Consider the following 25,480-nt stretch of genomic DNA (forward strand, 5'->3'; position numbering starts at 1 on the left):
TCTATCGAGCTTTCTGACGAAATAGACGGCGCGTTGGTGTGTTATTTGTTTGCTGATTAGAGCGACCGAAATGTTGCTCAATGCGTACCTGTATGGCACTTAGGATGGTCGTTGCCGCCAGATACCAGATGCACGCCACTATCAACAAAGGAATGGTTTGAAAATTGCGGGAATAGATGGTTTGGGCCGAGTAAAGCAAGTCGGCCAAAGATATCACGCTCACCAGAGAGGATGTTTTCAGCATTCCGATCGTCTGATTTCCGGTCGGCGGGACGATAACGGGCATCGCTTGTGGTAGTATAATGCGCCACAGAGTTTTGCCGTTGGTCATACCAAGCGATTTTGCGGCTTGTTTTTGACCTGGATCGACCGACATCAAACCGCTCCGAATGATTTCGGACATGTAGGCGCCTTCGTTCAAACCCAAGCCAAGAACTGCAGCGGTTACCGGCGATATAAGTGAGTTGGTGGGAACGGAAATCCACCAGGATGTGAACGGCAGACCGATCGAGATGTCGGGAAACAGGGCGCCGAGGTTGTACCAGAAGATCAATTGAACCAGGACCGGGGTTCCACGAAAGAACCAGATATAGGCATTGGCTACTTTCGAAATGACGATGTTATTTGACATCGCCATGATGGCTAAAATGGTGCCCAGTACAACCCCGATAATCATGGTGACCACAGTCAGCCATAGCGTGAGAGAGAGCCCCCATAGAATACGCCTATCGAATAGATATTCTCCAACGATATTCCATCCAAAATTAGGATTGGCGGCAATCATCTGTACGCAATAAAGCATGAAGATAATAAGCAGCGTTGCAGCTATCCGCGTGTTCCAGGCGCTGGCCGGAACGTATGTCAGCATGGGCCGGTCAGTGGGAGGCGAGGAGGCGAGAGTTGAATCATCCGACATAGTAGCTGTCTCTCAATCGTATTCGCATTGATGCGGCCGATGAGCCCGCTCGTGAGCTGTGTCACCGGCCGAGATTGCTATTTTGAAGCAGGTACTATGGCCAAGTTTATACCTGGATCGTGTTCCATCGCCATTGGCGAGACAGTCCAATCGGCGTAGATTTTGTCGTAATCGCCGCTGGCCCTGACTTCCTTCAGCGCTGCAAGCAGCGCTTCGCCGAGATCCGTTTCATTTTTGCGAAATGCAATGCCACTTGGCATTCGTGGTAAAATGGTCATCGAAATGACTTTGACCGGGTGCGGTGCCGACTTTTGAATTTCTCCGGCAAGTGCTGCAGATGTTAAAACGAAATCGCTACGCCCGGAATAAACGGACAGCAAAGTAGCCTCGGATGTGCCGAATTCTGAGACCGTGGGTTTTTCCTTGCCCGCCGTAACGCAGGCCTCGCCAATTTCATTTGTGATCATCTCTACCCATTCGGTACCACTTTGTGCGGAACCTTTCAGTCCGCAAAGGCCAAGATGATCATTGATATCAGCGCCTTTTTGTTCAAGGACATAGGCTGAAGATGTCGTATAGCCGTAATCAACGAAACTGACGACCTTCTGACGTTCTGCATTGTCAGTAATACCTTCCATTGCGATATCCCAACGTCCGGATTGGACCCCGGGGATCAGGGAATCGAACGCCACAGACGTCACATCCATTTTCACGTTGAGACGGGCTGCGATGGCATTCCAGAGATCGACTTCAAAACCGACCATTTCGCCAGCGTCGTTCATGGATTGAAAGGGTGGATACTTCGCATCCGTAACCAGCTTAATGACACCGGCGTCGCGATATTTCTGCGGCAGACTGTCAGCCGCAGTTTGGGCATTGACATTGCCTGTGATCATGAGAAGGCTTATCGCGGCCCCGATGGTAAGCGCGATTGCCTTTTTAGAGCGCTTTGTTTTTACAACTCTCATTTTTCAGTTCCCCTTTTTGGCCGAGAGTGTGTACGAGCCACCCGGCCTCAAATGGCTCGCTTGTTTTTAGGCTTGGTTATATCGTTCTTTCTCAACCGATCACGAACGGATTTGCTATCTCCTCAGCAGTGGACAACCACACGGCCTTGGTTTGCAGGAATTCTCGAATACCTTCTATTCCGTTTTCCCGGCCTATTCCGCTCTTTTTATAACCACCAAATGGCGTGGTGTAGGACACGTCACGGTATGTGTTTACCCAAACGCTGCCTGCTTCCAGGCTTTCGGACATGAGAATGGCGCGACGCATATCCGAAGTCCAAACACCTGCGGCCAGACCGAATTCGCTGTCATTTGCAATCGCTATAGCTTCTTCTGGCTCATCGAATGGGATCGCTGCCAGAACAGGTCCAAAGACCTCTTCACGGGCAATCCGCATGTCATTGTTCACCCCAGCAAAAATGGTTGGCTCAACGAAGTAGCCTGTAGCACATTCATCCAGATCAGGGCGTTTGCCGCCGAGGATGAGCTCCGCGCCTTCCTGGCGGGCTATATCGATATAGCCCAACACTTTTTCATATTGCATGGCATTAGCGATGGGGCCGATGCGGGTATCGAGATGCTTTGGATCTCCAATGCGCGCCGTTTTGGTAAACGCCGTCAGTTTTTCCAAAAACTCATCATGGATTTTGCGCTGTAATAACAGGCGCGAACCCGCGATACAGGTCTGACCAACCGCGCCGAAAATGCCGCCAACGACTCCGCGGACAGCATTGTCGAGGTTGGCATCGTCGAAAATGATATTGGGCGATTTGCCACCCAGTTCCAGACTGACCCGCTTGATGTCCTTGGCGGCCAGCGCATAGAGATGCGCGCCGGTGCGTGTCGATCCGGTAAAACCAACGTGACGTGTGAGGGGATGCGTCACCAACGGCTCGCCGACTTCTGGTCCATAACCGGTGACGACATTGATCACGCCTGCGGGGAAGCCAGCTTTTTCGACGAGTTCCATCAATTTGATAGCGGTCGCTGACGTATACTCGGCCGGTTTCATCACCAGAGTGCAGCCAGCGGCCAGAGCGGGAGCAGCTTTGAGCGAGAACAGAAACAGCGGCGCATTCCACGGCACGATGCCGACACAGACGCCGAGAGGTTCGTGTCTGGAGAAGCTTAGAGCGTTCTTATCGCAAGGATGTACGGCACCTTCGATCTTGTCAGCTAGCCCGGCATAATAGTGATACCAGCGTGGAATATAGCGAATTTGATGGCGCATTTCGGCGAGAAGACGACCGTTGTCGCGCACTTCGATCTCAGCCAGCTCGTCGGCATTCTGTTCAATGAGGTCGGCGAAGCGCTGTATAATTCGTCCGCGTTCACTCGGATGCAATTTTCTCCACGGTCCGCTGGCAAAGGCATCATGCGCGGCCTTTATCGCTCTGTCAGCGTCTTCGGCATTGCCACGAGGCACCAGAGCCCATGGCTTTGCCGTAAACGGATCGATGGTCTCAATATATTGGCCCGATGACGGCTCTACCCATTCACCGTTGATATACATAGCAAGTTTCTGCAGGTCGTGGGTCGACATTGCCGCTCCTCTTGGCAGGCCTTGGTGCTGAAAGCACGGCGTGATTGCGCACTGCACAGGCCAGAATTTTTCATTTTGATGCATTAAAGACATCTTTACCTATGCAAAGTGATATCAGTTTAAAAGTCAATAGGGAAAAGAAAGGTTGCTCAAATTGGTTCGAAACGACGGTTAAAGTCCCGAAATAGCGGAGTTTTGCTGCCCCCAAAGGATTTTCTGACAAAAAACTATGGCGTATTTGAGTATCCGTGCTTGATTATGATATCATAATGGGTGAAGTTCACTATCACATTGGCCTGTCATATGAGTTCATATCGTGAATACTGAGCAGCATCTCTACAAAAAAATCAAAAACGAAATCGATCGCCGCGTCGAAACCGAGGAATGGCCGGCAAATTTCCAGATCCCTTCAGAAAGCGATCTGGCCGCAGAGTTCGATGCTTCACAATTGACCGTACGCCGTGCGCTACGCGAGCTGCAAACAGCGGGCGTGTTAATCCGCGTGCAGGGGAGGGGTACATTTGTGTTGGGGCCGCGGATTCAGTGCGCCGTCTTCGACCTCCCCAATATCAGCGATGAGATTGCAAGCTCTGGCGGCGCGCACAGTTGTCAGGTTCTGCTCCATACAACCTTTGCGCAGGACAATCCTGCGCGTAACTTTCTGCAATCGTCTGGAGATGCGGACGTTTATTACAGCCGGTTTCTTCATTTGGAAGACGGTACGCCCATTCAGCTTGAAGAGCGTTATGTCAACGCCGCAGAAGCTCCGGGATATCTGGACCAGACCTTTTCAGAGCAAGGTCCAGAGGCGTGGTTTCGGCGAGAAACGGTGGTCACAACCGTTGATAATGCCATTCGTGCCATTCGCGCTGAAGAGGATATACGCCAGCTTTTGCAGATCGATGCTAACCAACCTTGCCTGCTTCTGGACCGTTCGACCTGGCGCGACGGGGTCCCGGTCACGCGCAGCCGCTTTATCTATCCCGGAGACCGTTATCGGCTGCGTTCTGCGCACGATGCGCGCACCACCCGTATCGCATTCACACCCAATTTTGGCACTGTCCGCTGAATCCTAGAATGGAGTTTGAGATGAGAGATTTTATCAAAAAGCTTGAAGAGCGCGGCGATCTGCTTGTCGTTGATCGTGAGATTGATCCTGCACATGAACTTGCAGCTGTCACGCAGCTCGCACAGAAAAAATGGGCGAAGCCCGTGATGTTCACCAATGTTAAGGGCACACGGTTTCCGGTTGTCAGCAATGTCTACAGCACACGTGACAGAATTGCCGAAGTGATTGGCATTGATGCAAAGGATTTTTGCACCCAGTGGAGTCGTCTCGCATCTCTTGGAACGTCAGAGATGAAAGAGCCGTTGAAACGTGCTGATCACAGCGAACTTCCGGAATATGAAGAAGTTAAACTGTCCGATCTGCCGCTGATCACATATTCAGACCGGGACGGCGCGCCTTATTTCACCTCCGCAATGTTCATCGCCAAAGATCCCGAAACCGGCGTTGGGAATCTCTCGTACCATCGCTCGATGTTTATCAGCGATCATGAGCTGCGTTGTCGCTTAGCACCTCGCCATCATCTGACGATCTATCATGAAAAGGCTGAGAAAATGGGCAAGCCGCTTGAAGCAGCAATGCTGATCGGTACGCCGTCACATGCATTTCTGACCGCAGCAGCACCTCTGCCATATGATGTCGACGAATTGGAAGTGGCGGCAATGCTGCGTGGACGTCCGATTGCCATGCGCAAATGCAATCACATTGATCTTGAGGTTCCCGCAGAAACCGAAGTGGTTATCGAAGGCCGCTTTCTTCCCAATGAACGCCGCGCTGAAGGGCCATTTGGCGAGTTTATGGGGTATTACGTGCCCGTTGGACCTAATGCTGTTTTTGAAGTACTGGGTGTGACTGTACGTAAAGACGCGATGTTCCATTCGATTCTTTGTGGTTCGCCGGAAGAAGTGCTCACACTCGAATTATCGGTATCCGCCAATATCTATCAGCGTCTGAGTGCAGCGCTTCCCGGCATCGTCAATGTGACTTGTCAGCCTTTCGTCAATCACGCCATCATTCAGATCGAGCCGCAGTTTGAGGGGCATGCACGTCAGGTCATGCTGGCTGCTATCGGGGCCGAACCCATTTGGTCAAAGCAGATCACGGTGGTGGATACCGATGTGAACATTTACGACATGGATGATGTTCAATGGGCCATTCTAACACGGTCTCGTCCAGACAAAGATATGCTGATCATCCCGGAGACACCATCGTTCTATCGAGATGAACAAAAGGACCATTGGGGCAGGTTGCTTGTTGATGCGACCAAGCCCTGGGGACGTGAGCAGGAGTTTGAACGAAAGCGGCTGAGGCTTGGCGATAGTGTGAAGTCCAGCGACTGGTTCGAAGGAGCTTAACCGATGAGCGTTCAACGCCTGGTGATAGGAATTTCTGGTGCTTCGGGTGCAGCTTATGGGCTCAAAGCACTTGAACTCGCGCGATCAGTAGGCGTTGAAACGCATCTTGTCGTTTCACGCGCAGCGCTTCTTACGCTCCATCAGGAGCTTGGCATACAAAAATCAGAATTGGCGGAGCGCGCCGATGTCGTTCATTCAGCTGCTGATGTCGGCGCTTCGATAGCATCCGGTTCATTCAGGACAATGGGAATGCTCGTCGCTCCGTGCTCGGTGAAAACCATGTCTGAAATAGCGTCTGGTGTGACTTCAACGCTTATGAGCAGGGCTGCCGATGTCGTTTTGAAAGAACGACGTCGACTGGTTCTCATGGTGCGGGAGACACCGCTGCATCTGGGGCATTTAAAAACGATGACTGCTTTAACAGAGATGGGTGCTATCATCATGCCGCCTGTTCCCGCCTTTTACTCCCACCCCAAGAGTATTGATGAAATGGTCTGCCATTCGGTGGGCCGCGCACTTGACCTGTTTGGCATCGAAACCGGGACGGTAAAACGCTGGGATGGCATGAAATCCTGATCATAGGCACAAAGGCGCAATCTGATGAACGGTATTGATGCACATTCAGAGCTTTGGAGCTTTCTTCTCATGCTTTATGACGAGGCGGGAATTCCCGATGCCCTACTGAGCTTGCAGGAAGGTCAGGCTATTGATGTGCCATTTTATCTGGCAGTTCTGCACGCGGTGACGACGGATCATCACATTACCCCAACAGCCATCAGTGCATTATATGCTGAGGTACAAGAATGGCGCGAAAAGGTTATTGTTCCGCTGAGAACCATCAGAAAGACGCTGAAGGTGCATTCGTGGGCAACGCGTTTTGAGAATACGGGTGCCTTCCGTGAAACTATAAAAAGCGCTGAATTAAAAGCAGAAAAAATTGAAGTCGAGGTTCTGGAAAAACTGATCCCCATCTATTTCGGTGTGCGCGTCATGGAGGGGAAGTCCGACATTTTCGCCGTTTCTCTGGCGCTATTGAATACGTTTGGCTCTCTAGAAATAGCAAATCTTCCGGCAGAAGCTGAATTTGTAGCCAGAACGATAGCGCTCAACTATAAAGCAGGAAGGCCATCATTCAAACTATAAGTAATGACCAGGTGGGCTTGACCCGACCAGACTATGAATGTGATTATGCGCTATTAATAACATTATTTGCTGTAGAGATATGACTACGTCAGACCAACCATTGTATGCTCAAATAAAAAACGCTATCGACAAAAAGATCGAAACAGCAGAATGGCCAGCCAATTTTCAGGTGCCTTCGGAAGATGATCTCGCAGGAGCCTTTAGTGCGTCTCGTCTAACTGTTCGAAGGGCATTACGGGAATTGCAGGCTGATGGAGTTCTCTTGCGCATTCAGGGGCGCGGAACATTCGTAATTGGGCCGCGGGCGCAATGCGCCATTTTCAATTTGCCGGACGCTTCAGAGGAAGTAATCCTGTCAGGCGGCGCCCATAGCAGCCGTATTTTGCAACATGAGGTATTGAGTGCGGACAACCCAAGGCGCAACATGTTGCAGAGCGCGCCGGAAGACGAGGTCTTTTATTCCAAGCTTTTGCATCTTGAAGATGGCACCCCAATCCAGATCGAAGAGCGATATGTGAATAGCGCAGAAGCGCCGGATTATCTCCAGCAGGACTTCAATCTGATTACCCCGAACCTCTGGCTTTTAAGGAACACGATTGTCACGACAGTGGATAATACGATCCGTGCCATACGAGCGGATGAAGATATCCGGGAAATCTTGCAGATTGAAATCAGCCAACCCTGCCTGCTTGTGGACCGGCAGACATGGCGTACCGGGATACCAGTCACACGCAGCCGATTCACATATCCCGGCGATCGTTACCGGTTGCGTTCTTCACACGAGGCACGAGCCACCCGAGTGACGTCTTCCAGTCTGAGTCGATGAATCTCAGACAGAGGTGGTTCAGGAAATTCGAACAGTGGAGAAAAGTGGAATTTCTGCCTGACTCGGCTTCGCTGCCGGGAACAGGAAATACCATGACGAGACTACTGCGTCGGTATCAGAGCCAGGCCATAGGTCGCTCGAAAGGTGGAATGACGACCAAAACTCTCGCGTTGACCGGTTCACTCGGCAATCTGGTGCGATTCGAGCTTCTGCCGAGACATCGCTTTGATACGGTCGGCGTTGAACCTTTGGTTAAAGGCGTCGAGTTCGACGGACTGATTGCCGACAAGGCATTCGACAGCGATACTATTATCAATTACCTCAACAAGCGTGGGGCCAGAATCGTTATCTCCCAGCATTCACGACGTTCAAAGCCGCTGCCTATGGACCGCGAGCTTTATAAGTGGTGGGACTTGATCGAGAATTTCTTTTGCAAACTGGAGGATTTCAAACGCGTCGCTATGAGGGTAGACAAGACAGACGAAAGCTTTTCCGCCATCACCAGTCTCGCAGCCACAGTCATCAATTCAAGATGAATCCCCACAAGCCTCAGTGCATCTTGCGCACGATCTACGCTGAATGCTGCTGTACGCTCAAACCACCGTCTATTGTAAGGCACGTGGCATTCATGAAAGGGCACTCGTCTGAGATCATGAATACTGCTGCCATCGCAATTTCATGCGGCGAGGCGATGCACCCGCCGCGATGTAAGGCCATTGTTTCTGCGCGCGCTTCTTCCGGATCAGGGAAACTGTTCCAGTAATCGAGGACTTTCTGTGTTTCGACATAGCCCGGAGCAATCGCATTCACCCGAATGTGCTGAGGCGCATACTCCAATCCCAGAGATTTCGTCATCCCTAAAAGGGCGTGTTTCGCAAGCGGATAAGGAAATGTGCTGGGAATAATGGTGAAGGCATGGGTGGAAGCGATATTGAGAATAACGCCACCGCCTTGCTCGATCAGGCCTGGAAGAACAGCCTTGCTGCAATTCCAGGCACCCTTGAGATTGACATCGAAACACCGAGCCCACTCATCATCACTCGTTTCAAGTGGCGTGCTGAAAACGTTAATACCAGCATTGTTAACCAGCGCATTGACGGTGCCAATTTCTTCGTTCGCTTGTATAACGGCCCTGGCAATCGCCGCTGCGTCTGAGATGTCGGCCTTCGCAAAACCAATCGTTGCACCACGCTCTCGCAGGGCAAGAGCTTCGTATGCAAGCCGTTCCTCATCCATATCAATGAGGAACAATGCGGCATCTTCGTTTACAAAAGCCTGCGCTATGGCAAGGCCAATACCCTGTGCGGCACCTGTGATAAATATGCGCTTTCCCTTAAGCCGCTCAACCATGACCGTATCTCCCCTACCATTCCGCCAAACTGCCGTCCGCATGACGCCAGATCGGATTGCGCCAGTCATGGCCGGTTTTCGCGCGTTCTCTGACATATTCCTCGTTGATCTCAACACCGAGACCCGGGCCTTGCGGGATCGCAACGTAGCCGTCGCTATACTCGAAAACCTCGCGGTTTGTGATGTAGTCGAGGATATCATTGCTTTCATTATAGTGAATGTTCAGGCTCTGCTCCTGAATGAAAGCGTTGTAGCTGACTGCATCCACTTGCAGACATGCGGCAAGCGCGATCGGTCCCAGTGGACAATGCGGCGCCAGGGCCACGTCATAGGCTTCAGCCATCGCTGCGATTTTACGGCATTCGGTAATACCGCCGGCATGTGACAGATCTGGTTGAATTATATCAACATAACCACCACGGAGGATCGATTTGAAGTCCCAGCGGGAATAAAGCCTCTCACCGAGCGCTATAGGCGTTGCAGTATGATTAGCAATTTCAGCCAGCGCTTCGACATTTTCCGACAGCACCGGCTCCTCAATGAACATCAACTTGAATTGGTCCAGTTCGCGGGCAAGAACTTTTGCCATCGGTCGATGAACACGGCCATGGAAATCTACCCCGATACCGATATGCGGGCCGACGGCTGCACGTACTGCACCAACAGTTTCCACGATGGCATCGATTTTGTCGTAGCTATCAACAATCTGTAATTCCTGTGCACCGTTCATCTTTAGTGCTGTGAATCCTTGATCAACCATCCCGCGTGCATTTTTTGCCACATCAGATGGACGATCTCCGCCAACCCAGGAATAAACTTTGATCCGGTCGCGACACCGTCCACCAAGCAACTCATTTACCGGGACGCCGAGTGCCTTGCCCTTGATGTCCCACAATGCCTGATCGATGCCAGCAATCGCACTCATCAGGATAGGCCCGCCCCGATAGAACCCACCACGATACATTACATTCCAGTGATCCTCAATCAGACGCGGATCTTTGCCGACGAGATAGTCGGACAATTCGTGCACGGCTGCCTCAACTGTCCGAGCGCGTCCTTCAATGACCGGCTCTCCCCAACCACAGACCCCTTCGTCGGTTTCAATTTTCAGGAACAGCCAGCGCGGCGGAACGATATAGGTTGTCAGCTTGGTAATTTTCATTTGTATCGCTCAATTCTCGACGGTGGGGGATGCGGATATGGTGAGACGGATTGATCCAGACAAAACTTCGCCCGGAGCGAGACTGCGTAAGTTGCCAAGATCGGGACTGTTGTGTCCGTTAGTCCTGTGCGTCATCGGCTCAAGACAAAAGAAATCCGGCATGCTCGCTTTGGAATTTTCAATGTAGGGAAGATATAAAAACACATGAGCAAAAGCAGGATCGCAGTGCATTTCCAATGTTAGCCCAGCTACAGGCCAATAAACGTACGCAGTTCCCTGAAAATCGCTAAAGCCATTATTGATCCAGCGCTGGGGCAATGAACGTGGCGCTCTAAAATCGAAAGGCTCGCTTAACTTCAGCTCCTCGCCGGGCAGGCATCCTTCAGCTTCCGTATAAAATTTTTTCGCTTCAAACTTGATCAAGGTATCAGAACGAAGTGGAAAATAGGGATGCCAACCAAGCCCAAACGGCAATTCATCGGCACCCTCGTTGGTGACTGACATTTGCAGGTTGAGCCCATGCTCGTCGAGGTTAAAAACCTGACGCGCGGTATAGTTATACGGGCTTTTGCCGTCGCCTGGATGGCGATAACTGAGCACCAGAGAATGTTGTAAGTGCTCTACAGTGTCCCATTGCGCCAGCCAACCGTCACCGTGCAGATAAAGTGGATCGAGCGAAGTATTTGCGGAGAGATGATAAATACGATCCCGAAACGCAAAGCCGTTCCCTCCCAGCCTGTTAGCGAAAGGCACCATCGGAAAGGCTGCGCTATCCATCGCCGCAACATTGTCATGTGCAGCCGGTCGCAACAATGGGATCTGCGTACCATCTTCGTGCAGCCACCACAGGCCGAGCACTACCCCGCCCTGGTTGGAGATACTGGCAGACAGACGTTTTGAACTGATGCACAAAGCCACCGATCTCTCCCCGTTAGTGGATGTTGCACTTAATCGTAGCCACTACGCGCTCTATCGCTTCGTTTTCGGGCGTGCGGCTAATGAAAAACCCGGTCATAAGCAGCAATGGTACGGCGTGCATTGGCTCTCACAATCTCCGCCGTATCACCGGGCCGATAAAGGCTCGTTCCAAGTCCAAAAGTGCGTACACCCACCTTCTCGTAATCAGCAAAGCTTGCATCGGAGACACCACCGACTGCTCCAACCACGGTATCTTTCGGGAGAATGGTTTTGATTGCAGCAATGCCGGATGGGCCGAGTGATCCTGCTGGAAAGAATTTCAGTGCCGATGCGCCGCTTTTAAGAGCTAAAATAGCTTCCGAAGCCGTGTAACAGCCCGGCATGGAATACAGTCCGCGTACGGCCGCTGCCTTGATAACATCCGCGTCAGTATTAGGGCTGACCATGATGCGCCCACCAAGATCGGCGAGTTGCGCAACATCGTCTAAGGTCAGAACTGTCCCGGCACCAATCAGTGCCTTATCGCCAAACAGCTTGACCGCCTTACTGATAGACCCCCACGGCTGCGGTGAATTCAGGGGAATCTCTATCGCCTCAAATCCTTCTTCCACCAGCACGGTAAGAATTGGCTCAACTTCGTCGTTACGAATGCCGCGAATGATTGCCACAAGCGAGCGTTGCAGCGATGGCCAGATAGGGGTGATATTCATCTTATGCTCCAGGCTGGGAATGGATTGATCGTGCGGCGGCGAAGAGCCCCGATCTGACGACTTCTTCACCGTCAAAAAGCTGGACGCTGAAACCGGCCTGCTCCATGACCGGCTGGTAAAGCCTATTCAGTCGTTCGGACGCCACCAGCCCGACTTCTCCTGCACCATAAATTCGCCGCGCCGCGCCGACTTCTGCTCCGATCAGTAAACCGGAAAGATGGGCCGAACCTTCAGCGTGTTGTTCTAAACCCAGAAGTTGGCTTGCGCGGACTTCAAATAGCATAGCCAGCGCCTGTTCCGGCAATTTCAGACTACGCTCAACAGCTCTCGAAAAGGCTGGCGTATCAGCATCAAAGGTTCTTTCGGGATTAATTGCATGTGCAAGGATCGAATGCTGCGAGAGCACGGCATAAAGCTCACCCGTCATGAAACTGGTAAAACCAGCGACTTTGCGTTCAATGATGCTTACCCATTTGCAATGGGTGCCCGGCATGCAGACAAGTCCGTCTGGTAAAGTGTTAATTATTCCAGCAAGCTGCGTTTCCTCGCCACGCATCACATTGGGAGCATCGTCCCGGATTTGAGCGACACCGGGAATAACGCGGACATCCCGCTTGTATCCTTTTACCCGAACTGCGCAATCAGCCAGGCTGTCCAGGTATGTTGGAACTGGTAGATAGGGTGCTTCCACCCAGCCCTGACGTGCTCCAGCCATTCCACTGATCAACACAGGGAGATCGGAAGGAGCTCCAAGTTTAATAAGATGGTTTTCCAGAATGGCGGCAAATCCGATTTTTGCCGCCTTCAACATTCCTTCATCACTCTTGCTCTCACCGAGCACTATACCGTGCTCATCGACAAGCCAAAGCCGGAAACTGGAAGTACCCCAATCGGCAAGCGCATAGAACACGTTATTTACCATTCGTGCAGCCACTAGCTTCTAAATGCGATGGTTGACGAACGAAGGTTGTCGAGAAGAACAGCTAGCAGCAGGATAAAGCCGCGCACGACATATTGGTAAAATGCCTGGATATTCAGCAGGTTCATTACATTTTCTGCAATGCCCATGATCAGAACACCCACAATCACACCGGTCATTGCTGCACGTCCTCCTGCGAGCGAAACGCCGCCAAGTACGCATGCCGAGATAACGGACAGTTCCAGACCGGTTGCAGCATTCGGCTGGCCCGAAGTTATACGCGATGCCAGTAGAATCCCGGCAATTGCACAGATCAAGCCTTGAAGAGCGAATATCCATACCCGCATGCTTACGACATTCACGCCCGCCAGACGGGATGCCTCCGGGTTACCACCGATTGCCAGTGTGTTCTTTCCGAAAACCGTGCGGTTCAAAATAAACCCGAACACGATGAACAAAGCGATCATCACCCAGATTGGCGTCGGAACGCCAAGAAACTTTGACAGTGCGACCTGATAGAACGAAGGGTCATTGATACCGACGGCCCGGCCATCGGAGGATATCAGCGCAAGACCTCGCACAATTTGCATAGTGGCAAGCGTTGCGATCAGCGCATTAATTTTAAAGCGTGCAATAACGATGCCGTTGAAAAGCCCCACAAAAAACCCCGCAGCCAGTGCAGCTAAGAGGCCTACAATGATCGAGCCGCTCATGTTGGAAGCCATGACCGCAATCATTCCGGTAAAGGCCACGTTGGAACCAACCGAAAGGTCGAAGTCGCGTGAAGCAAGACACAACATCATTGTGCAGGCAACAATTCCGATTGTTACAACTGATTGCAACAAACCCAACAGGTTACGTTCGGTAAGAAAATTGGGCACCGTCAATGCCACCACTGCGAAAGCAATAGCGAAAATAACGACTAGCCCCTGTTCGCCGAGAAGGAGTTTTTTCAAAGAGTTCATCGTGGCGCAACCTTCTGACTGTCAAACTGAATAGATGCCGTGCGGTCCGGCAGAGCCGCTGCAAGAATAGTGCGCTCGTTAAAGTCAGCGCGTTCAACTGAAGCGGCGATTCGACCCTCGCACATAACGAGAATACGGTCCGAAATGCCCATGACTTCTGGCAATTCGCTCGAAACCACAACAATGGCCATGCCGCTGTCAGCAAGGCCGTAGAGCGTTTCATAAATTTCGGCTTTTGCGCCGACATCGATGCCACGGGTTGGCTCGTCGATCATCAGCACCTTGACATTTTGCTCCGAAAGCCAACGCCCGAGAATGACTTTCTGCTGGTTGCCACCCGATAAATGAACGATATCCTGCTTGCGTGACGGCGTGCGCACGCGCAGCTGCTTGATACTGGCTTCGGCAATACCGGCTTCTTTGCGCGGATTGATAATCCCCATCGGAGAAAAATGCCTGCGGGTAGAAATCGTGATGTTTTCTTCGATGGAGCGACTTTGCAGAATGCCATCCGCCTTACGATCTTCCGGGCATAACATAATACCCGCCTCTATCGATTTTCGAGGGTTATTTGCAGGTGCTTTCACGCCATCGACTTCCACGCTGCCGCTATGGCGGGTGTCGGCGCCATACAGAAGGCGCAGCATCTCAGAACGGCCGGCTCCTATAAGGCCGAACAGACCAAGAATTTCGCCCTTGCGCACCTCAAAACTGTTAGGCTCAGGCAACTTTGGGCCGCTAATATTTTCTACTCGCAATCGTACCTGATCTTTGATCTGGCGGCCTCTCCATCCCCAAATATCGGAGATTTCTCGCCCTACCATTTCCGCAATCACCTGATCACGCGTAACATTTTCAAGCGTACCATGATGGGCTGCAAGCTTGCCGTCGCGCAAGACTGTAAGGCTGTTACAGAGATCGAATACTTCGTCCAATCTATGCGAGACATAAATAATTACCTTTCCTTCGGCTTTAAGCCTACGGATCAGCTTAAAAAGGATTTCGCTTTCACGCGACGAGAGGGAAGAGGTAGGCTCGTCCAGCGCAATAACGCGAGCATCGAACATAATGGCTTTGGCAATCTCGACCATCTGCCGTTCGCCAATGGAGAGCTTCGAGACCTTAACTGAAGGATCGATATCCAGGCCAATATCAATTAGTTTTTCTGTGACTTCGTTCATCAAGTAACGAGAACTGATGATGCCGCCCTTGTTGGGGAAGCGCCCCAGCCAAAGATTTTCCGCAACCGTCAGTTCAGGGACAAGTTGCAGTTCCTGATGTACAACCACCACACCCGCCTGAAAGGCATCGCGAACGGATGTATATTTCTGTTCGACACCATCAATTGATATTGATCCGGAGTTTGCGGATTGATCGCCTGATAAGATGCGGATCATCGTAGATTTCCCCGCGCCGTTTTCTCCCATCAAGCCATGGACACTGCCCTTGGCTATCGTGAAAGAAACATCGGAAAGCGCTTTTACGCCGGGATACGATTTTGAGATATGACTGAACGCAAGAAAGCTATCCATGACATCTCCATAAACTATGATGATCGGGGCAGTTCCACAAAACGATATATCGGTTTTCGATCTAGGACATGCGTGAAAGCAGATAGGCGGCCGCACGGTATGAGAGCGGCCGCACCAGAAAGACGTTCGACCTACTCTATGCCGAGGTCTTTTCTTACCTGTTCAAAATTATCGCGCAGAGCCAGTTCGCCAGAAGTCAAGATAAGCTTTTCCGGCTCCTTATCGTTTGCGATCCACTCATACATATTGACTGCCGTTTCATAACCATGGCGCTTGGGCGAGATGATTACGGTGCCATAAAAGCCGGTATTATTTGGCTTTTTGAATTCGTTGATTGCGGAATCTGATCCTCCGATACCAACAGCCACAATACTATCCGCCGACATACCCACACTCTCTGTCGCACGCACAGCACCAAGAACCGCTTCGTCGTTAAGACCAACAGCAACCCAATGTTTAATCTGGGGGTTCTTATTCAGAACGACAGTAGATGCATTCAAAGCCGCCTCCGTGTCGGTCTTTGCCTGAGGTGCATCAAAAATATTGCTCTCAGAAAGGCCTGAAGCCTTCAAAGCAGAAAGAGCACCCTCTACACGGTCAACAGCAGTTGGCAACTGATCGTAAGACACGCGAATTGCGCCAACGTCTTTCCAGTCCCATCCACGTTTCTTCACTTCTTCACCGATCGACTGACCGACCGCTTCACCGATTTTTGTGGCGGAAATGCCCATATGCGGAACATCTTCCAGTGGCTTATCATCCGCACCGACAAGGCGGTCATCGACCGTCATCAACTTAAGGTCATTGGCGGCAGCTTTGGCCACGATGCCAGGTCCAAGTTTCACGTCTGGGGTGCAGATAATCACACCCTGCACGCCTTGCGCACCAAGATTATCGAGTGCGGCCTGAACCTTTTCGCCATCTTGTGCAGCAATCTTGACGAGAGTGAAGCCCTTTTCCTTGGCCGCCACTTCAGCGAACTTCCATTCATCCTGAAACCAGGGCTCTTCCGGCTGCTTCACCACAAAACCAATCTTTACGTCCGCAGCCATGGCCGAGGTTACGCCGGCAAATGCAACTGTGCTGGCCACGAGCGCGGCCTTAACCAAATTCATGATGATCTCCCATAAACTTCCCCCGCACTCCATAGCGGTCCGTATGCCTAAACCGATCATCGGGTTTCGTCAATCTCTGGTATGATGAATTCTTTCTCTTGTATAATTTTTATATTCCTATAATCATACCAGCTTTGTTATGGCGTATATAGCGAGGCTATTCTCGAGTAGATTGCACCTCGTGAACGCGCTAAGTTCTGCGTCCGCTTAATAGCCTTTCGAAGGCCGATGACGAGTGATCAGAAGTGAAAACCGGAAAAGTGATGACAGTGCCATCAAGTGAAACAGCAAGCACGTCATCATCCTCTAAATCCCGCCCGAGAGTAAAGAATAGCGTAATCTCGGCCCTTGCCCTGGATATATGTTCAAATTCTTTTCCTCCGGGAAGCTATCTTCCAAGCGAAAGTGATCTGTGTGCACGTTATAATGTGAGCAGAACCGTTATTCGCGAGGCACTCAAGGTATTGGAATCCAAGGGACTTGTTTATATTCGTTCGCGTGTGGGTACGGTTGTTTGCGAGCCCGACGAATGGAACATTCTGGATCCTCAGGTAATTGAATGGCTTGGTGACCGGATTATTGAATTCAATCTGCTTGACTGCGTATTGGAAGCAAGACGCAGCATAGAGCCGGCGGCGGTCGTTCTGGCCGCCGAAAAAGGGAGCACACAAGAAATTGCGGATATTGAGAAGGCTTGGCAAATGATGTGTGATGCCGAAAAAGACATCACAAAATTCACGGAAGCTGACGTGCTTTTCCACTCATGTTTGCTTAAAGCCAGCCATAATCAGATATTCAGACAACTCTCACATACGATCAGTGCTGCGCTGAAATATTCATTGCAAACCTCCAATGAGATTGCCGAAACTCGCGATGAGGCCGTCGCTGCGCATGGAAATCTTGTCGAAGCGTTAAGAATGCGCGACACGGTCAAAGCAACGCAGGCTATTAACTGTATACTCGGTATAGCCGAACGTGATTTGGATCAAGCGAAGTGCAGTAACGCCAGATAGAGGCTGTCGATTTTGTGTAATTTATCTGGCTAGCCTTCTGGCATCATCTAGCAACTTTCGAGTTTATCATAGGCTAAGACAATCTCTGTCTTATCGATATATGGCAAACGTGGTTGAAGTTGATCTGCCACTCGCTGCCAGGTTTTGCCTCTATGTTTGAAGTTTGGTTGATCGGAAGTCGAGCGGATTGCGGCCGCCGCGAAGGTGTGGCGGAGCATTGTCCACTCAATGGACGCGGCAGCATTATCTTGTCGCTCTTCTCAGCCGTACGAACTCTTTCGTCCCTACCAGTTCCAAAGGCCTCGCTTCTCAGATTAGATCGTTCCGCGATGCTTGATACGCTTTTTATCGCCTGTTACGAGTTGTTATCTGTTCACCCGTTGGTTTCACCCCAGCCGACATTAACTTTCTCGCAAGAGACATGATAAGTTCAGGTTCCTGACGGTGCGGAGCGTGTCCGCAGTTTTCAATCCAAATGGTTTTTCCTTTAGCAGCAAAATTTTGGATGTCTCTTAGTTGCTTTGTAGAAGCAAACTCATCCAGAGTCCCCTGTACGGCAATGATAGTGCAAACTACGCGCTTAAGCTCTGGCAAGATATTGAAGTGGTGCCCGAAGCGCTCGCTAATCCAGAGGTCATGCCAACGTCGGAAGATCGGCTCGGGATTGGCATGCTGGCGCTTGAGCGCCCGTTTTAACGGACCTTTATCCCAGGATTCTCCTGCCGCCATAACGGCTTTGACCGTTTCAGGCTCAACATAAAGATGAGGCGCTTCGACAAAGATAGACAATATCCGTTCCGGAAAAAGGGCCGCAGTGATGATCGCGATGGAGCCGCCGTCGCTATGACCGAACAGGTAGGCCTTTTCAATGCCTAGGCAGTCCAGTATCGCCGGAATATGCCGTGCCTCATCATGCAGATAGTCCAGATTATCGACCCTTCGCAACGGCGTGGAATGCCCGTAACCCTCGCGTGAATAGGCAACGACACCGAAGCCTGTCTCCTCCGAAAGTTTTTGGGGAAAGTCACGCCATTCCGCAATACTGCCCAGCCCTTCATGCAAAAGAATGATCTGCGGCGCTGGTGCTGGCGGCCCCCACATCGCAACGTCAAGCTCCAGATGCGGCAGAAGAGAGAGCGTTCTGCGGGTCAAATGCGCGGGGAATTTCATAGACATGTCTCGCAATGAGGCCGGAAATATATCCGGCCCCTTTCTCTTTCATGGATAAACAGCTACCGCAGTATTGCAACAGCAGATGATTACAGTCCTTTGAAAGCGGGTTTGCGCTTTTCGTGGAAAGCTTTCACCCCTTCAGCGAAATCTTCCGATGAGCGCAGACGGCTATAGCAATGACCTTCCAATTCGATTGCCGTCGAAAGCGAGCTGTTCTCGCTGTCGTTGAGCAGTTTCTTGGCCGTGCGCTGGGCAAGCGGTGAGAAGGAAAGCAGTTCCTTGACCAGAGCATCCGTTGCGTCCTCAAGCTGGTCGTCGGCAACGAGTTCGGTTGCGATACCCCAGTCATAGGCCTGCTGCGCCTTGATGCGTCTGGAGCGCATGACGATATCTTTCGTGCGGGTGATGCCGACGATCTGCTGCAGACGGGCTGAACCGCCTGAACCGGGAATCTGGCCAAGTTTCTGCTCCGGCAGCGCAAATTCCGCCGTTTCGGAAATGATGCGGAAATCGCAAGCCAAAGAGATTTCAAAACCGACCCCGAAAGCATAGCCGCGATTGGCGACGATCACCGGCTTTTCGCAGCGAGCGGGTGCGGCGATATTCCAGGCAAGCTTGGAAACATGTTCGGGCGAAGCTTCGAGAAAGCCCATAATATAGCCGCCAGAGGAAAAATGCTCACCCTCGGCACGAAGCACCACAACGCGCACGCGCTCGTCAGCGTCCAGCGCTTCGAAGGCCAGCCGCAACTGGTCGCGTTGCAGCATAGATACGGTATTGAAGGGCGGACGCGACAAGATGATATCGCCACGCTGCCTGTCCGCGTCGATCTCTACGCGGAACCCATCGAGATTGCTGTATGGATCGCTCATGCCATGCTCTTTTCTTTTTCACTCGTTTCCAGTTGATAGTCTCCTTCGACAAGCTTTCTTCGCAGAAGCTTGCCAACGGGCGATTTCGGGATTTCCGTCACAAAAACATAGGCGCGCGGTCGCTTGAAATTGGCGAGAGTGGAAGCGGCGCAATAGGCGTCGAGTTCCTTTTCGCTGACTTTGTCGGCTCGGGTGATAAAGGCGGTGACGACTTTACCCCATTTCTCGTCGGGCAAGCCGACAACAGCCACTTCGGAAACGCAAGGATGTAGCGACAACAGGCTCTCTATCTCGACGGGTGAGACATTTTCGCCGCCGGTAATAATCATGTCATCGACACGCCCGGTCACAAAAAGATCGCCATCCGCATCGAAGTAGCCGGTGTCGGAACTGAAATACCAGCCTGACTTGAAGGCCTTTTCATCCGATTCCGGGCGGCGCCAATAACCCTCGAAAGCCTCGTCCCCGGCCATGAGCGCAATGATTTGTCCTTCTTCGCCAGCTGGCAGGCGGCTTTCGGGATCATCGCTGTCAAGCGCCACCACACGGATCATCTGGTTAAGGCCGGATTTTCCGGCGCTGCCAGGTTTTAGCTGTGCGCGCTGGTTGATCGAACAGGTATAGATTTCGGAAGAACCATAATGATTGACGAAGAGGTCTGGTTTGAAGGCCTTCTGTAGTGCCTGTAGCAGCGCTTCAGTCATCGGCGCTCCTGCGAAACCCAGTTTGCGAACTGAAGTTATATTCGTCTGCTTGAACTCAGGCGCATTGATGAGGGAATGATAGAGCGTCGGAACGAGATAGAGATTGTCGATCTTTTCCAGCTCGATCAGCTGCAGCGCTTCGGCCGTATCGAATTTGGGAAGGCAGATAAAAGTTCCGTTGATTGCGGCCGAGGCCAGAAGCGAACGCACACCCATTGTGTGGTAAAGGGGCATGACGCCAAGCGTCTTTTCGCCATATCCATATAGATTTTGCGCGACATGAGCGATGGCTGCCGCGCGCTCTGCCCTTTGCCGACGCGGAACACCCTTTGGGCGCGATGTGGTGCCGGATGTATAGAGCATCAGCGACCACGCATCTGCCCCAACCCGCGGAACGGCTGGAGAGGCGCCCGCTTCCAGCATCGTGTCAAAGGAGATTTCTGCACCGCTAACATCATCCAGTGAGATCAGATGAATGCTTTGAGGTAGTTGCGCTTCGCGCACGGCCTGCGCTGCAAAACCCTCGAAAATGACGGCGAGCGCTTCGGAATCACTGACGGCATAATGGATTTCATCGGCTTTGGAGCGCCAGTTGATTGGCGTCAAAATAATGCCGGAAAACTGGCAGGCCCAATGAAGCGCGGCCGCTTGCCAACGGTTGCGCAGAATGCTGACGAGATGGTCGCCGGGCTTCAATCCGAGGTCGTCGAAGGCCGTTACCAATGCCGAAATCTTTTCGTAAAGATCCTGATAGGTAAGCCTCACGTCACCGTCGACAACGGCAAGTCCACCCGGCTCCCGTTCCAAACTCGCCAAAAATGTCGTGCCGAGATCAAGCATTTATTTCCTCCGTATTCAGCGCCCGCTTTGCCTGAAGTTTCTTCTGGGCAGCAAGAACCGCTTTGATAATGGGTGCATAGCCGGTGCATCGGCAGAGATTTCCAGAGAGAACGTCGCGGATTTCATCCTCGCTCGCATCGGGTTGTTCTTTCAAAAAGACATCGACGGTCATCAGAAAGCCCGCCGTGCAGAAGCCGCATTGCAGACCATGGTGCTCTCGAAACGACTCCTGAAGGATGGAAAGGCGGGCACCGTCACCCGCGAGACCCTCGACGGTTCGCACGTCACAACCTTCGGTCTGTACTGCGAGGGCGAGACAGGCGCGCGCCATACGCCCGTCGATCTCAATCGTGCAGGCACCACAGACGCCATGCTCACAACCGACGTGGGTTCCAGTCATTCCGAGTTCGCCCCGCAGAAAATCGCTCAGCAACATCCGCGGCTCCGCTAGACCCGAAACATTGCGGCCGTTCAACGTGAATGAAACGAGATGTCTTCTGTCTGCACTCAGTCGCGGCATGTGACAGCCTCCTCTAGCGTCTGGCGACCCAACTTGCGCACGAGGTCACGGCGATAGCGGGCTGTTGCGTGAAGGTCGTCACGGGCATTGAGATCCCAGGCAAACTGGTTGAGCGCGGCGTCGAAATCGGCAGAATCCGGAAGCGGCAAGGCGCGTCGGGTCGGCGTATCGGCTACCCCGCCAACGGTGAGCCACGCGGTTTCGCCATCAACCACGGCTGCACAAGCCGCAATGGCGAAATCACCATGCCGGCGCCCGACTTCGCCAAATGCATAGCCATGACCATCCCTGCGCGTGGGATAAGTTACGGCAACGATCAGTTCATTATCCGCCTTGGCGGTGGTCATCATGCCGGTTACGAATTTTTCGGCGGGCAGTACCCGCTCCTTCTTCGATTTGTATGAGGTGAGATGGACGGTGCCCTCAAGCGCTATGAGCGTGGTCAGAAGCTCGGCGGATGGGTCAGCATGGGCAACAGAACCGCAGACGGTTCCCCGCGCACGGGTCTGCGCGTGGCCAACCCATTTAAGCGCCGCAGAAAGCAGCGGTTGCCGGTCGTCCAGCGCCGGATAGCGTTCCAGTTCCGCCTGACGGACGCCAGCACCAACGCGCAGGCCGCTGCCCGTGTCCTCGATCCTGCGCAGCGGCTCTATAGCCATGATGTCGACAAGCAATACAGGGCGGGCAAGACGCATATTCAGCATAGGAACGAGAGACTGTCCACCTGCGATAACGCGCGCATTTGACTGCTCTTTTTGCAAGGCGTCCAACGCTTCGGAAAGAGCGTCTGGACGCAGATAATCGAACTGTGCCGGTTTCATCGCATCCACCCCAGAGCAAGAGCGACACGCTTCAAAGAAGCGATCGGATTGAAGCCGCGCTTTTTGCCTCCGGCCTTAGCGGCCAGCGCCTCGAAAAACTGCCCTATGACCACGCGTGCTGCGCCATCGAGCAACCGTCCGCCGATGGAGGCGACCTTGCCGCCCACGGCTGCGGTATACTGATAAGAAATCTTCGTTACGCCGGGCGAAATTTCCGTGAGCGTCACGGTTCCCGTACCCTCGCCGTTTCCAAGCGCACCACTTGTGCCGCCGCTAAGAGTGACCGATTCCGGTTCGTTGAGGTCGGATAGGCTAATAGACGCCGAATAGCGTCCCTTGACGGGACCGATACCAAGCGTGACATCAGCCTTGAATTGGGTATCCGATACTTTCTCAACGCCATGCGCGCCCGGAATGATCGACATCAGTTCGTCCGGGTTAAGAAGCATGTCCCAAATGCGCTGGCGTGACGACTGAACGATGGCTTCGCCTTCACCGGAAAGTCCCCGCTCTCCGGCTTTTGCATGCGTTGATTTAGGCTTGGCCTTCGGTGGCTTGGCTGGTGCGGGTTCAGCACCGTGAACGTGCTCGGCGAGCTTTGCCGGCGTGAGTGGAAGTTGGATGTCATGGATTCCCAGTGCATCTGCAACCGCATTTGCGATACAGACGGGTGTCGACATACAGTTTCCCTCGCCGACCCCCTTAGCGCCCAGCGGCGTGAATGGCGAAGGGCTTTCATAATGCAGGATCGTAAGCGGTGGCGTCTCCATGATCGTCGGAATGAGATAATCGGCCAGAGTACCCGATTGCAGGCCGCCGTCTTCGCCATAACTGGTTTCTTCATAAAGAGCCGCACCCAACGCATGCGCGAACCCGCCGGTCACTTGCCCCTCGACCATGCCCGGATGCAGGATGCGTCCGCAATCGTGCATCGTGACATATTTATAAATCTTCACTTCTGCGGTGACGCGGTCAATTTCGACGGCACAAATGTCGAAGATGAAGCCATGGCAGAGCGACGAGTTTACACGGTCCTGCTCGTCCGGTGCGGTCAGTTCCGGCGGCGTCCAGAAAGCGGTTTCACGGATCGTCTGGTCAATGCCTTGCGGCAGCTCGCCCGGCGACCAGTGGCTTGACGAGGCGACACGGGCAAAGGGGAAACTCTTCTGGATGTCGCCAGCATGAACACGACCACCCTCGAAGACAATATCTTCAAAGTTCGCTTTCAACTGCCGTGCCGCGATGGCGGCAAGCTTGGCGCGGACCCGGCGCGCGGCAATATCGGCAGCACCGGCCACCGCGGCAGCAAAGCGGCTCGAATAATTTCCCGAAGCAATTGACCAGGCATCTTTTGCCGTATCGAGTTCTGTTACGACGCGGATATCGGCAGGTTTCAATCCAAAGACATCGGCCACCACCTGCGACAACACCGTGCGATGCCCCTGTCCTTGCGGGACGGACGCAACATGAACCGACACCGAGCCGAGCGCGTCGATGCTGATGGTCGCAGTTGCCTGAGCACCGTTCTTTGGGCCAGCCTTGGCTCGCTGTTCGGGGCTCAGTACCGCAGTGATGTAGCCCATATTCGAGACGCTGGGTTCAACGACAGCCGCATAGCCTATGCCGAACACGCGCCCTTTGGCGCGAGCCAAGTCACGAAGAGCAATAAGTTCATCGAGTTTGCCGTCGCGGACTGCAATGTCGATTGCGGCCTGATAATTACCGCTGTCATAGAGCGCACCCGCTGCATTGCGGTAGGGAAAGGCGTTGGCAGGAATGAGATTGACGCGAATAACATCAAGCGGATCGAGCGACAGCTCCACGGCTATGCGCTGCATGAGGCGTTCCAGCGCGAAATAGACCTGTGGTCCGCCGAAACCGCGGTTGAGCCCGGTCGGCATTTTGTTGGTCAACGCGATACGGTTACGCATCGACAGGTTGGGGATCGCATAGGCACCCGTCATATTGCCGTGCATACGATAAAGCGTTGCGGGCTCTGGCGCACGCAGATGCGCACCGCAATCCTCGATCTGGTCCCAGTGCAGCGCCGTGATCCTGCCGTCTGCTTCGACAGCGGCTTTGAGTTGGGTCACGCGATTGGTTGCCGTCACCGAAGCCATGAGATGTTCCATCCGGTCTTCGATCCACTTGACCGGACAACCGGCGACACGCGCGGCAATACCCATCAGCACGACATAGGGAAATATGGCCTGCTTGACGCCGAAACTGCCGCCTGAATCAGGCGGCGTACGCAATCTAAGACGATTGCCCGGTACATTCAGCCCGCGCGCCATCACCGCATGAATACTGAACGGCCCCTGAAAATTCGCCAGAATGTCATAGCTGTCTTCGGTCGGATCATATTCTGCAACCACGCCGTAGGTTTCAATCGGCGTGCAGGCATTGCGCGGATAGCGCACATCGATGGAAATCGTGTGTGGTGTAGTGGCGAATGCCGTATCGGGATCGCCATAACGAAACGACCGATCATTGGCGAGATTGCCATTCAGTCCCTCGTGAAGAACCGGAGCATTGCTGCCGAGGGCTTCGACTGGATCGGTTACGACGGCAAGCGGCTCGTAGGCGACTTCGATCAGGTCGAGCGCGTCTTCTGCGATATAGCGGCTCGTAGCAACCACAATCGCCACCGGCTCGCCGAAATAACGCACCTTATCAACGGCAATCGGCCAGCATTCGATGGGTGCCTTGACACCTACGACGAGCGAACTCCCGTAACGTTTCACATCTTCGGCGGTCAGGATGGCCACAACGCCGGGCAGTACGGATGCCTTAGACGTGTCGATTTTTCCAATGCGTGCATGACCATGCGGCGAGCGAAGAATGGCCGCGTGGCATGTCCTGGTCCGGGTCGGAAGATCATCGATATAACGCCCGCGCCCGGTCAAAAGCGCGCCATCCTCGACACGGGGCATGGATTTTCCAGTCCATTTCCCAATCTTGCCGGGTGAAGCCGGTTCCTCGCGTAATTTCTGTGTTGCAAGCGTCAATG

At 52.8% G+C, this 25,480-nt stretch carries 24 protein-coding genes; 7 read left to right on the forward strand and 17 right to left on the reverse strand.

The window, feature by feature from the left end:
• Window position 1 precedes the first annotated feature (1 nt).
• The 3 genes from AAIB41_RS11680 to AAIB41_RS11690 all read right to left on the reverse strand — a co-directional run bounded on the left by AAIB41_RS11680 (window position 2) and on the right by AAIB41_RS11690 (window position 3,466).
• On the reverse strand, window positions 2-868 hold the full coding sequence (locus AAIB41_RS11680; protein WP_343315461.1) for an amino acid ABC transporter permease: 867 nt from the start codon (window positions 866-868) through the stop codon (window positions 2-4).
• A gap of 125 nt (window positions 869-993) precedes the next feature.
• Window positions 994-1,884 (reverse strand): ABC transporter substrate-binding protein, encoded by an 891-nt coding sequence (locus AAIB41_RS11685; RefSeq protein ID WP_343315462.1) that lies wholly within the window; start codon window positions 1,882-1,884, stop codon window positions 994-996.
• Between the two features lie 91 nt (window positions 1,885-1,975).
• A complete protein-coding gene (locus tag AAIB41_RS11690; protein ID WP_343315463.1) occupies window positions 1,976-3,466 on the reverse strand; it encodes an aldehyde dehydrogenase in 1,491 nt (496 codons plus the stop codon).
• Window positions 3,467-3,779: 313 nt separating this feature from the next.
• On the opposite strand from AAIB41_RS11690, the gene AAIB41_RS11695 reads away from it, so the two are divergent.
• The 6 genes from AAIB41_RS11695 to AAIB41_RS11720 all read left to right on the forward strand — a co-directional run bounded on the left by AAIB41_RS11695 (window position 3,780) and on the right by AAIB41_RS11720 (window position 8,392).
• Window positions 3,780-4,535, forward strand: a complete 756-nt coding sequence (locus tag AAIB41_RS11695; RefSeq protein ID WP_343316130.1) for a UTRA domain-containing protein — start codon at window positions 3,780-3,782, stop codon at window positions 4,533-4,535.
• Window positions 4,536-4,555: 20 nt separating this feature from the next.
• Window positions 4,556-5,887: a UbiD family decarboxylase gene (locus AAIB41_RS11700; RefSeq protein ID WP_343315464.1), complete on the forward strand. Its 1,332-nt coding sequence runs from the start codon at window positions 4,556-4,558 to the stop codon at window positions 5,885-5,887.
• 3 nt (window positions 5,888-5,890) lie between these two features.
• A complete protein-coding gene (locus AAIB41_RS11705; protein ID WP_343315465.1) occupies window positions 5,891-6,463 on the forward strand; it encodes a UbiX family flavin prenyltransferase in 573 nt (190 codons plus the stop codon).
• Between the two features lie 24 nt (window positions 6,464-6,487).
• Window positions 6,488-7,030 (forward strand): TIGR02444 family protein, encoded by a 543-nt coding sequence (locus AAIB41_RS11710; RefSeq protein ID WP_343315466.1) that lies wholly within the window; start codon window positions 6,488-6,490, stop codon window positions 7,028-7,030.
• Between the two features lie 79 nt (window positions 7,031-7,109).
• Complete coding sequence (locus AAIB41_RS11715; RefSeq protein WP_343315467.1) at window positions 7,110-7,856, forward strand: UTRA domain-containing protein; 747 nt, start codon at window positions 7,110-7,112, stop codon at window positions 7,854-7,856.
• A gap of 92 nt (window positions 7,857-7,948) precedes the next feature.
• Window positions 7,949-8,392, forward strand: a complete 444-nt coding sequence (locus tag AAIB41_RS11720) for a hypothetical protein (protein WP_343315468.1) — start codon at window positions 7,949-7,951, stop codon at window positions 8,390-8,392.
• A 34-nt stretch (window positions 8,393-8,426) separates the two neighbouring features.
• On the opposite strand, the gene AAIB41_RS11725 is transcribed toward AAIB41_RS11720, so the two are convergent.
• From AAIB41_RS11725 to AAIB41_RS11760, 8 genes are all read right to left on the reverse strand, one after another.
• Window positions 8,427-9,206 (reverse strand): SDR family oxidoreductase, encoded by a 780-nt coding sequence (locus AAIB41_RS11725; RefSeq protein WP_343315469.1) that lies wholly within the window; start codon window positions 9,204-9,206, stop codon window positions 8,427-8,429.
• 13 nt (window positions 9,207-9,219) lie between these two features.
• On the reverse strand, window positions 9,220-10,368 hold the full coding sequence (gene dgoD, locus AAIB41_RS11730) for a galactonate dehydratase (RefSeq protein ID WP_343315470.1): 1,149 nt from the start codon (window positions 10,366-10,368) through the stop codon (window positions 9,220-9,222).
• A gap of 9 nt (window positions 10,369-10,377) precedes the next feature.
• Window positions 10,378-11,286 (reverse strand): aldose 1-epimerase, encoded by a 909-nt coding sequence (locus AAIB41_RS11735; RefSeq protein ID WP_343315471.1) that lies wholly within the window; start codon window positions 11,284-11,286, stop codon window positions 10,378-10,380.
• A 77-nt stretch (window positions 11,287-11,363) separates the two neighbouring features.
• Window positions 11,364-11,996 carry a 2-dehydro-3-deoxy-6-phosphogalactonate aldolase gene (locus AAIB41_RS11740; RefSeq protein WP_343315472.1) on the reverse strand — a complete coding sequence of 211 codons (633 nt, stop codon included), beginning with the start codon at window positions 11,994-11,996 and terminating at the stop codon, window positions 11,364-11,366.
• A 1-nt stretch (window position 11,997) separates the two neighbouring features.
• Window positions 11,998-12,918, reverse strand: a complete 921-nt coding sequence (locus AAIB41_RS11745; protein WP_343315473.1) for a 2-dehydro-3-deoxygalactonokinase — start codon at window positions 12,916-12,918, stop codon at window positions 11,998-12,000.
• An 11-nt stretch (window positions 12,919-12,929) separates the two neighbouring features.
• On the reverse strand, window positions 12,930-13,880 hold the full coding sequence (gene araH / locus AAIB41_RS11750) for an L-arabinose ABC transporter permease AraH (protein ID WP_343315474.1): 951 nt from the start codon (window positions 13,878-13,880) through the stop codon (window positions 12,930-12,932).
• A complete protein-coding gene (gene araG, locus AAIB41_RS11755; RefSeq protein WP_343315475.1) occupies window positions 13,877-15,412 on the reverse strand; it encodes an L-arabinose ABC transporter ATP-binding protein AraG in 1,536 nt (511 codons plus the stop codon). The genes araH and araG overlap by 4 nt, the downstream gene beginning before the upstream one ends.
• A 131-nt stretch (window positions 15,413-15,543) precedes the next feature.
• Window positions 15,544-16,527, reverse strand: a complete 984-nt coding sequence (locus AAIB41_RS11760; protein WP_343315476.1) for an arabinose ABC transporter substrate-binding protein — start codon at window positions 16,525-16,527, stop codon at window positions 15,544-15,546.
• A gap of 263 nt (window positions 16,528-16,790) precedes the next feature.
• Here AAIB41_RS11760 and AAIB41_RS11765 point away from each other — a divergent pair, with 263 nt between their 5' ends.
• Window positions 16,791-17,540 carry a FadR/GntR family transcriptional regulator gene (locus AAIB41_RS11765; RefSeq protein WP_343315477.1) on the forward strand — a complete coding sequence of 250 codons (750 nt, stop codon included), beginning with the start codon at window positions 16,791-16,793 and terminating at the stop codon, window positions 17,538-17,540.
• A 345-nt stretch (window positions 17,541-17,885) separates the two neighbouring features.
• Here AAIB41_RS11765 and AAIB41_RS11770 read toward each other — a convergent pair whose 3' ends face one another.
• The 6 genes from AAIB41_RS11770 to AAIB41_RS11795 all read right to left on the reverse strand — a co-directional run bounded on the left by AAIB41_RS11770 (window position 17,886) and on the right by AAIB41_RS11795 (window position 25,403).
• The gene (locus AAIB41_RS11770; protein WP_343315478.1) at window positions 17,886-18,710 is read right to left on the reverse strand and encodes an alpha/beta hydrolase; all 825 of its coding nucleotides are present in this window, start codon (window positions 18,708-18,710) and stop codon (window positions 17,886-17,888) included.
• Between the two features lie 89 nt (window positions 18,711-18,799).
• Window positions 18,800-19,585 (reverse strand): enoyl-CoA hydratase-related protein, encoded by a 786-nt coding sequence (locus AAIB41_RS11775; RefSeq protein ID WP_343315479.1) that lies wholly within the window; start codon window positions 19,583-19,585, stop codon window positions 18,800-18,802.
• A complete protein-coding gene (locus AAIB41_RS11780; RefSeq protein ID WP_343315480.1) occupies window positions 19,582-21,129 on the reverse strand; it encodes an AMP-binding protein in 1,548 nt (515 codons plus the stop codon). Before AAIB41_RS11780 ends, AAIB41_RS11775 begins: the two co-directional genes overlap by 4 nt.
• Complete coding sequence (locus tag AAIB41_RS11785) at window positions 21,122-21,649, reverse strand: (2Fe-2S)-binding protein (protein WP_343315481.1); 528 nt, start codon at window positions 21,647-21,649, stop codon at window positions 21,122-21,124. The genes AAIB41_RS11780 and AAIB41_RS11785 overlap by 8 nt, the downstream gene beginning before the upstream one ends.
• Window positions 21,637-22,470, reverse strand: a complete 834-nt coding sequence (locus AAIB41_RS11790) for an FAD binding domain-containing protein (RefSeq protein ID WP_343315482.1) — start codon at window positions 22,468-22,470, stop codon at window positions 21,637-21,639. Before AAIB41_RS11790 ends, AAIB41_RS11785 begins: the two co-directional genes overlap by 13 nt.
• Entirely contained in the window at window positions 22,467-25,403 is a 2,937-nt protein-coding gene (locus tag AAIB41_RS11795; protein ID WP_343316131.1) for a molybdopterin cofactor-binding domain-containing protein, read from the reverse strand. Before AAIB41_RS11795 ends, AAIB41_RS11790 begins: the two co-directional genes overlap by 4 nt.
• Between the last annotated feature and the right edge of the window lie 77 nt (window positions 25,404-25,480).

This window comes from Brucella sp. BE17, from assembly GCF_039545455.1.
In the GTDB taxonomy this organism is placed as follows: domain Bacteria; phylum Pseudomonadota; class Alphaproteobacteria; order Rhizobiales; family Rhizobiaceae; genus Brucella.

Excerpts from the sequence above, each read along its gene's own strand:
- AAIB41_RS11790 (WP_343315482.1), bottom strand. The coding sequence starts at position 22,470 with ATGAAACCGGCACAGTTCGATTATCTGCGTCCAGACGCTCTTTCCGAA.
- AAIB41_RS11760 (WP_343315476.1), bottom strand. The coding sequence starts at position 16,527 with ATGAATTTGGTTAAGGCCGCGCTCGTGGCCAGCACAGTTGCATTTGCC.
- AAIB41_RS11785 (WP_343315481.1), bottom strand. The coding sequence starts at position 21,649 with ATGCCGCGACTGAGTGCAGACAGAAGACATCTCGTTTCATTCACGTTG.
- AAIB41_RS11715 (WP_343315467.1), top strand. The coding sequence starts at position 7,110 with ATGACTACGTCAGACCAACCATTGTATGCTCAAATAAAAAACGCTATC.
- AAIB41_RS11770 (WP_343315478.1), bottom strand. The coding sequence starts at position 18,710 with ATGAAATTCCCCGCGCATTTGACCCGCAGAACGCTCTCTCTTCTGCCG.
- AAIB41_RS11795 (WP_343316131.1), bottom strand. The coding sequence starts at position 25,403 with ATGCCCCGTGTCGAGGATGGCGCGCTTTTGACCGGGCGCGGGCGTTAT.
- AAIB41_RS11745 (WP_343315473.1), bottom strand. The coding sequence starts at position 12,918 with ATGGTAAATAACGTGTTCTATGCGCTTGCCGATTGGGGTACTTCCAGT.
- AAIB41_RS11700 (WP_343315464.1), top strand. The coding sequence starts at position 4,556 with ATGAGAGATTTTATCAAAAAGCTTGAAGAGCGCGGCGATCTGCTTGTC.
- AAIB41_RS11705 (WP_343315465.1), top strand. The coding sequence starts at position 5,891 with ATGAGCGTTCAACGCCTGGTGATAGGAATTTCTGGTGCTTCGGGTGCA.
- AAIB41_RS11725 (WP_343315469.1), bottom strand. The coding sequence starts at position 9,206 with ATGGTTGAGCGGCTTAAGGGAAAGCGCATATTTATCACAGGTGCCGCA.
- AAIB41_RS11720 (WP_343315468.1), top strand. The coding sequence starts at position 7,949 with ATGACGAGACTACTGCGTCGGTATCAGAGCCAGGCCATAGGTCGCTCG.
- AAIB41_RS11740 (WP_343315472.1), bottom strand. The coding sequence starts at position 11,996 with ATGAATATCACCCCTATCTGGCCATCGCTGCAACGCTCGCTTGTGGCA.
- araG (WP_343315475.1), bottom strand. The coding sequence starts at position 15,412 with ATGGATAGCTTTCTTGCGTTCAGTCATATCTCAAAATCGTATCCCGGC.
- AAIB41_RS11710 (WP_343315466.1), top strand. The coding sequence starts at position 6,488 with ATGAACGGTATTGATGCACATTCAGAGCTTTGGAGCTTTCTTCTCATG.
- araH (WP_343315474.1), bottom strand. The coding sequence starts at position 13,880 with ATGAACTCTTTGAAAAAACTCCTTCTCGGCGAACAGGGGCTAGTCGTT.
- AAIB41_RS11775 (WP_343315479.1), bottom strand. The coding sequence starts at position 19,585 with ATGAGCGATCCATACAGCAATCTCGATGGGTTCCGCGTAGAGATCGAC.
- AAIB41_RS11680 (WP_343315461.1), bottom strand. The coding sequence starts at position 868 with ATGCTGACATACGTTCCGGCCAGCGCCTGGAACACGCGGATAGCTGCA.
- AAIB41_RS11765 (WP_343315477.1), top strand. The coding sequence starts at position 16,791 with ATGACAGTGCCATCAAGTGAAACAGCAAGCACGTCATCATCCTCTAAA.
- AAIB41_RS11780 (WP_343315480.1), bottom strand. The coding sequence starts at position 21,129 with ATGCTTGATCTCGGCACGACATTTTTGGCGAGTTTGGAACGGGAGCCG.
- AAIB41_RS11690 (WP_343315463.1), bottom strand. The coding sequence starts at position 3,466 with ATGTCGACCCACGACCTGCAGAAACTTGCTATGTATATCAACGGTGAA.
- AAIB41_RS11685 (WP_343315462.1), bottom strand. The coding sequence starts at position 1,884 with ATGAGAGTTGTAAAAACAAAGCGCTCTAAAAAGGCAATCGCGCTTACC.
- dgoD (WP_343315470.1), bottom strand. The coding sequence starts at position 10,368 with ATGAAAATTACCAAGCTGACAACCTATATCGTTCCGCCGCGCTGGCTG.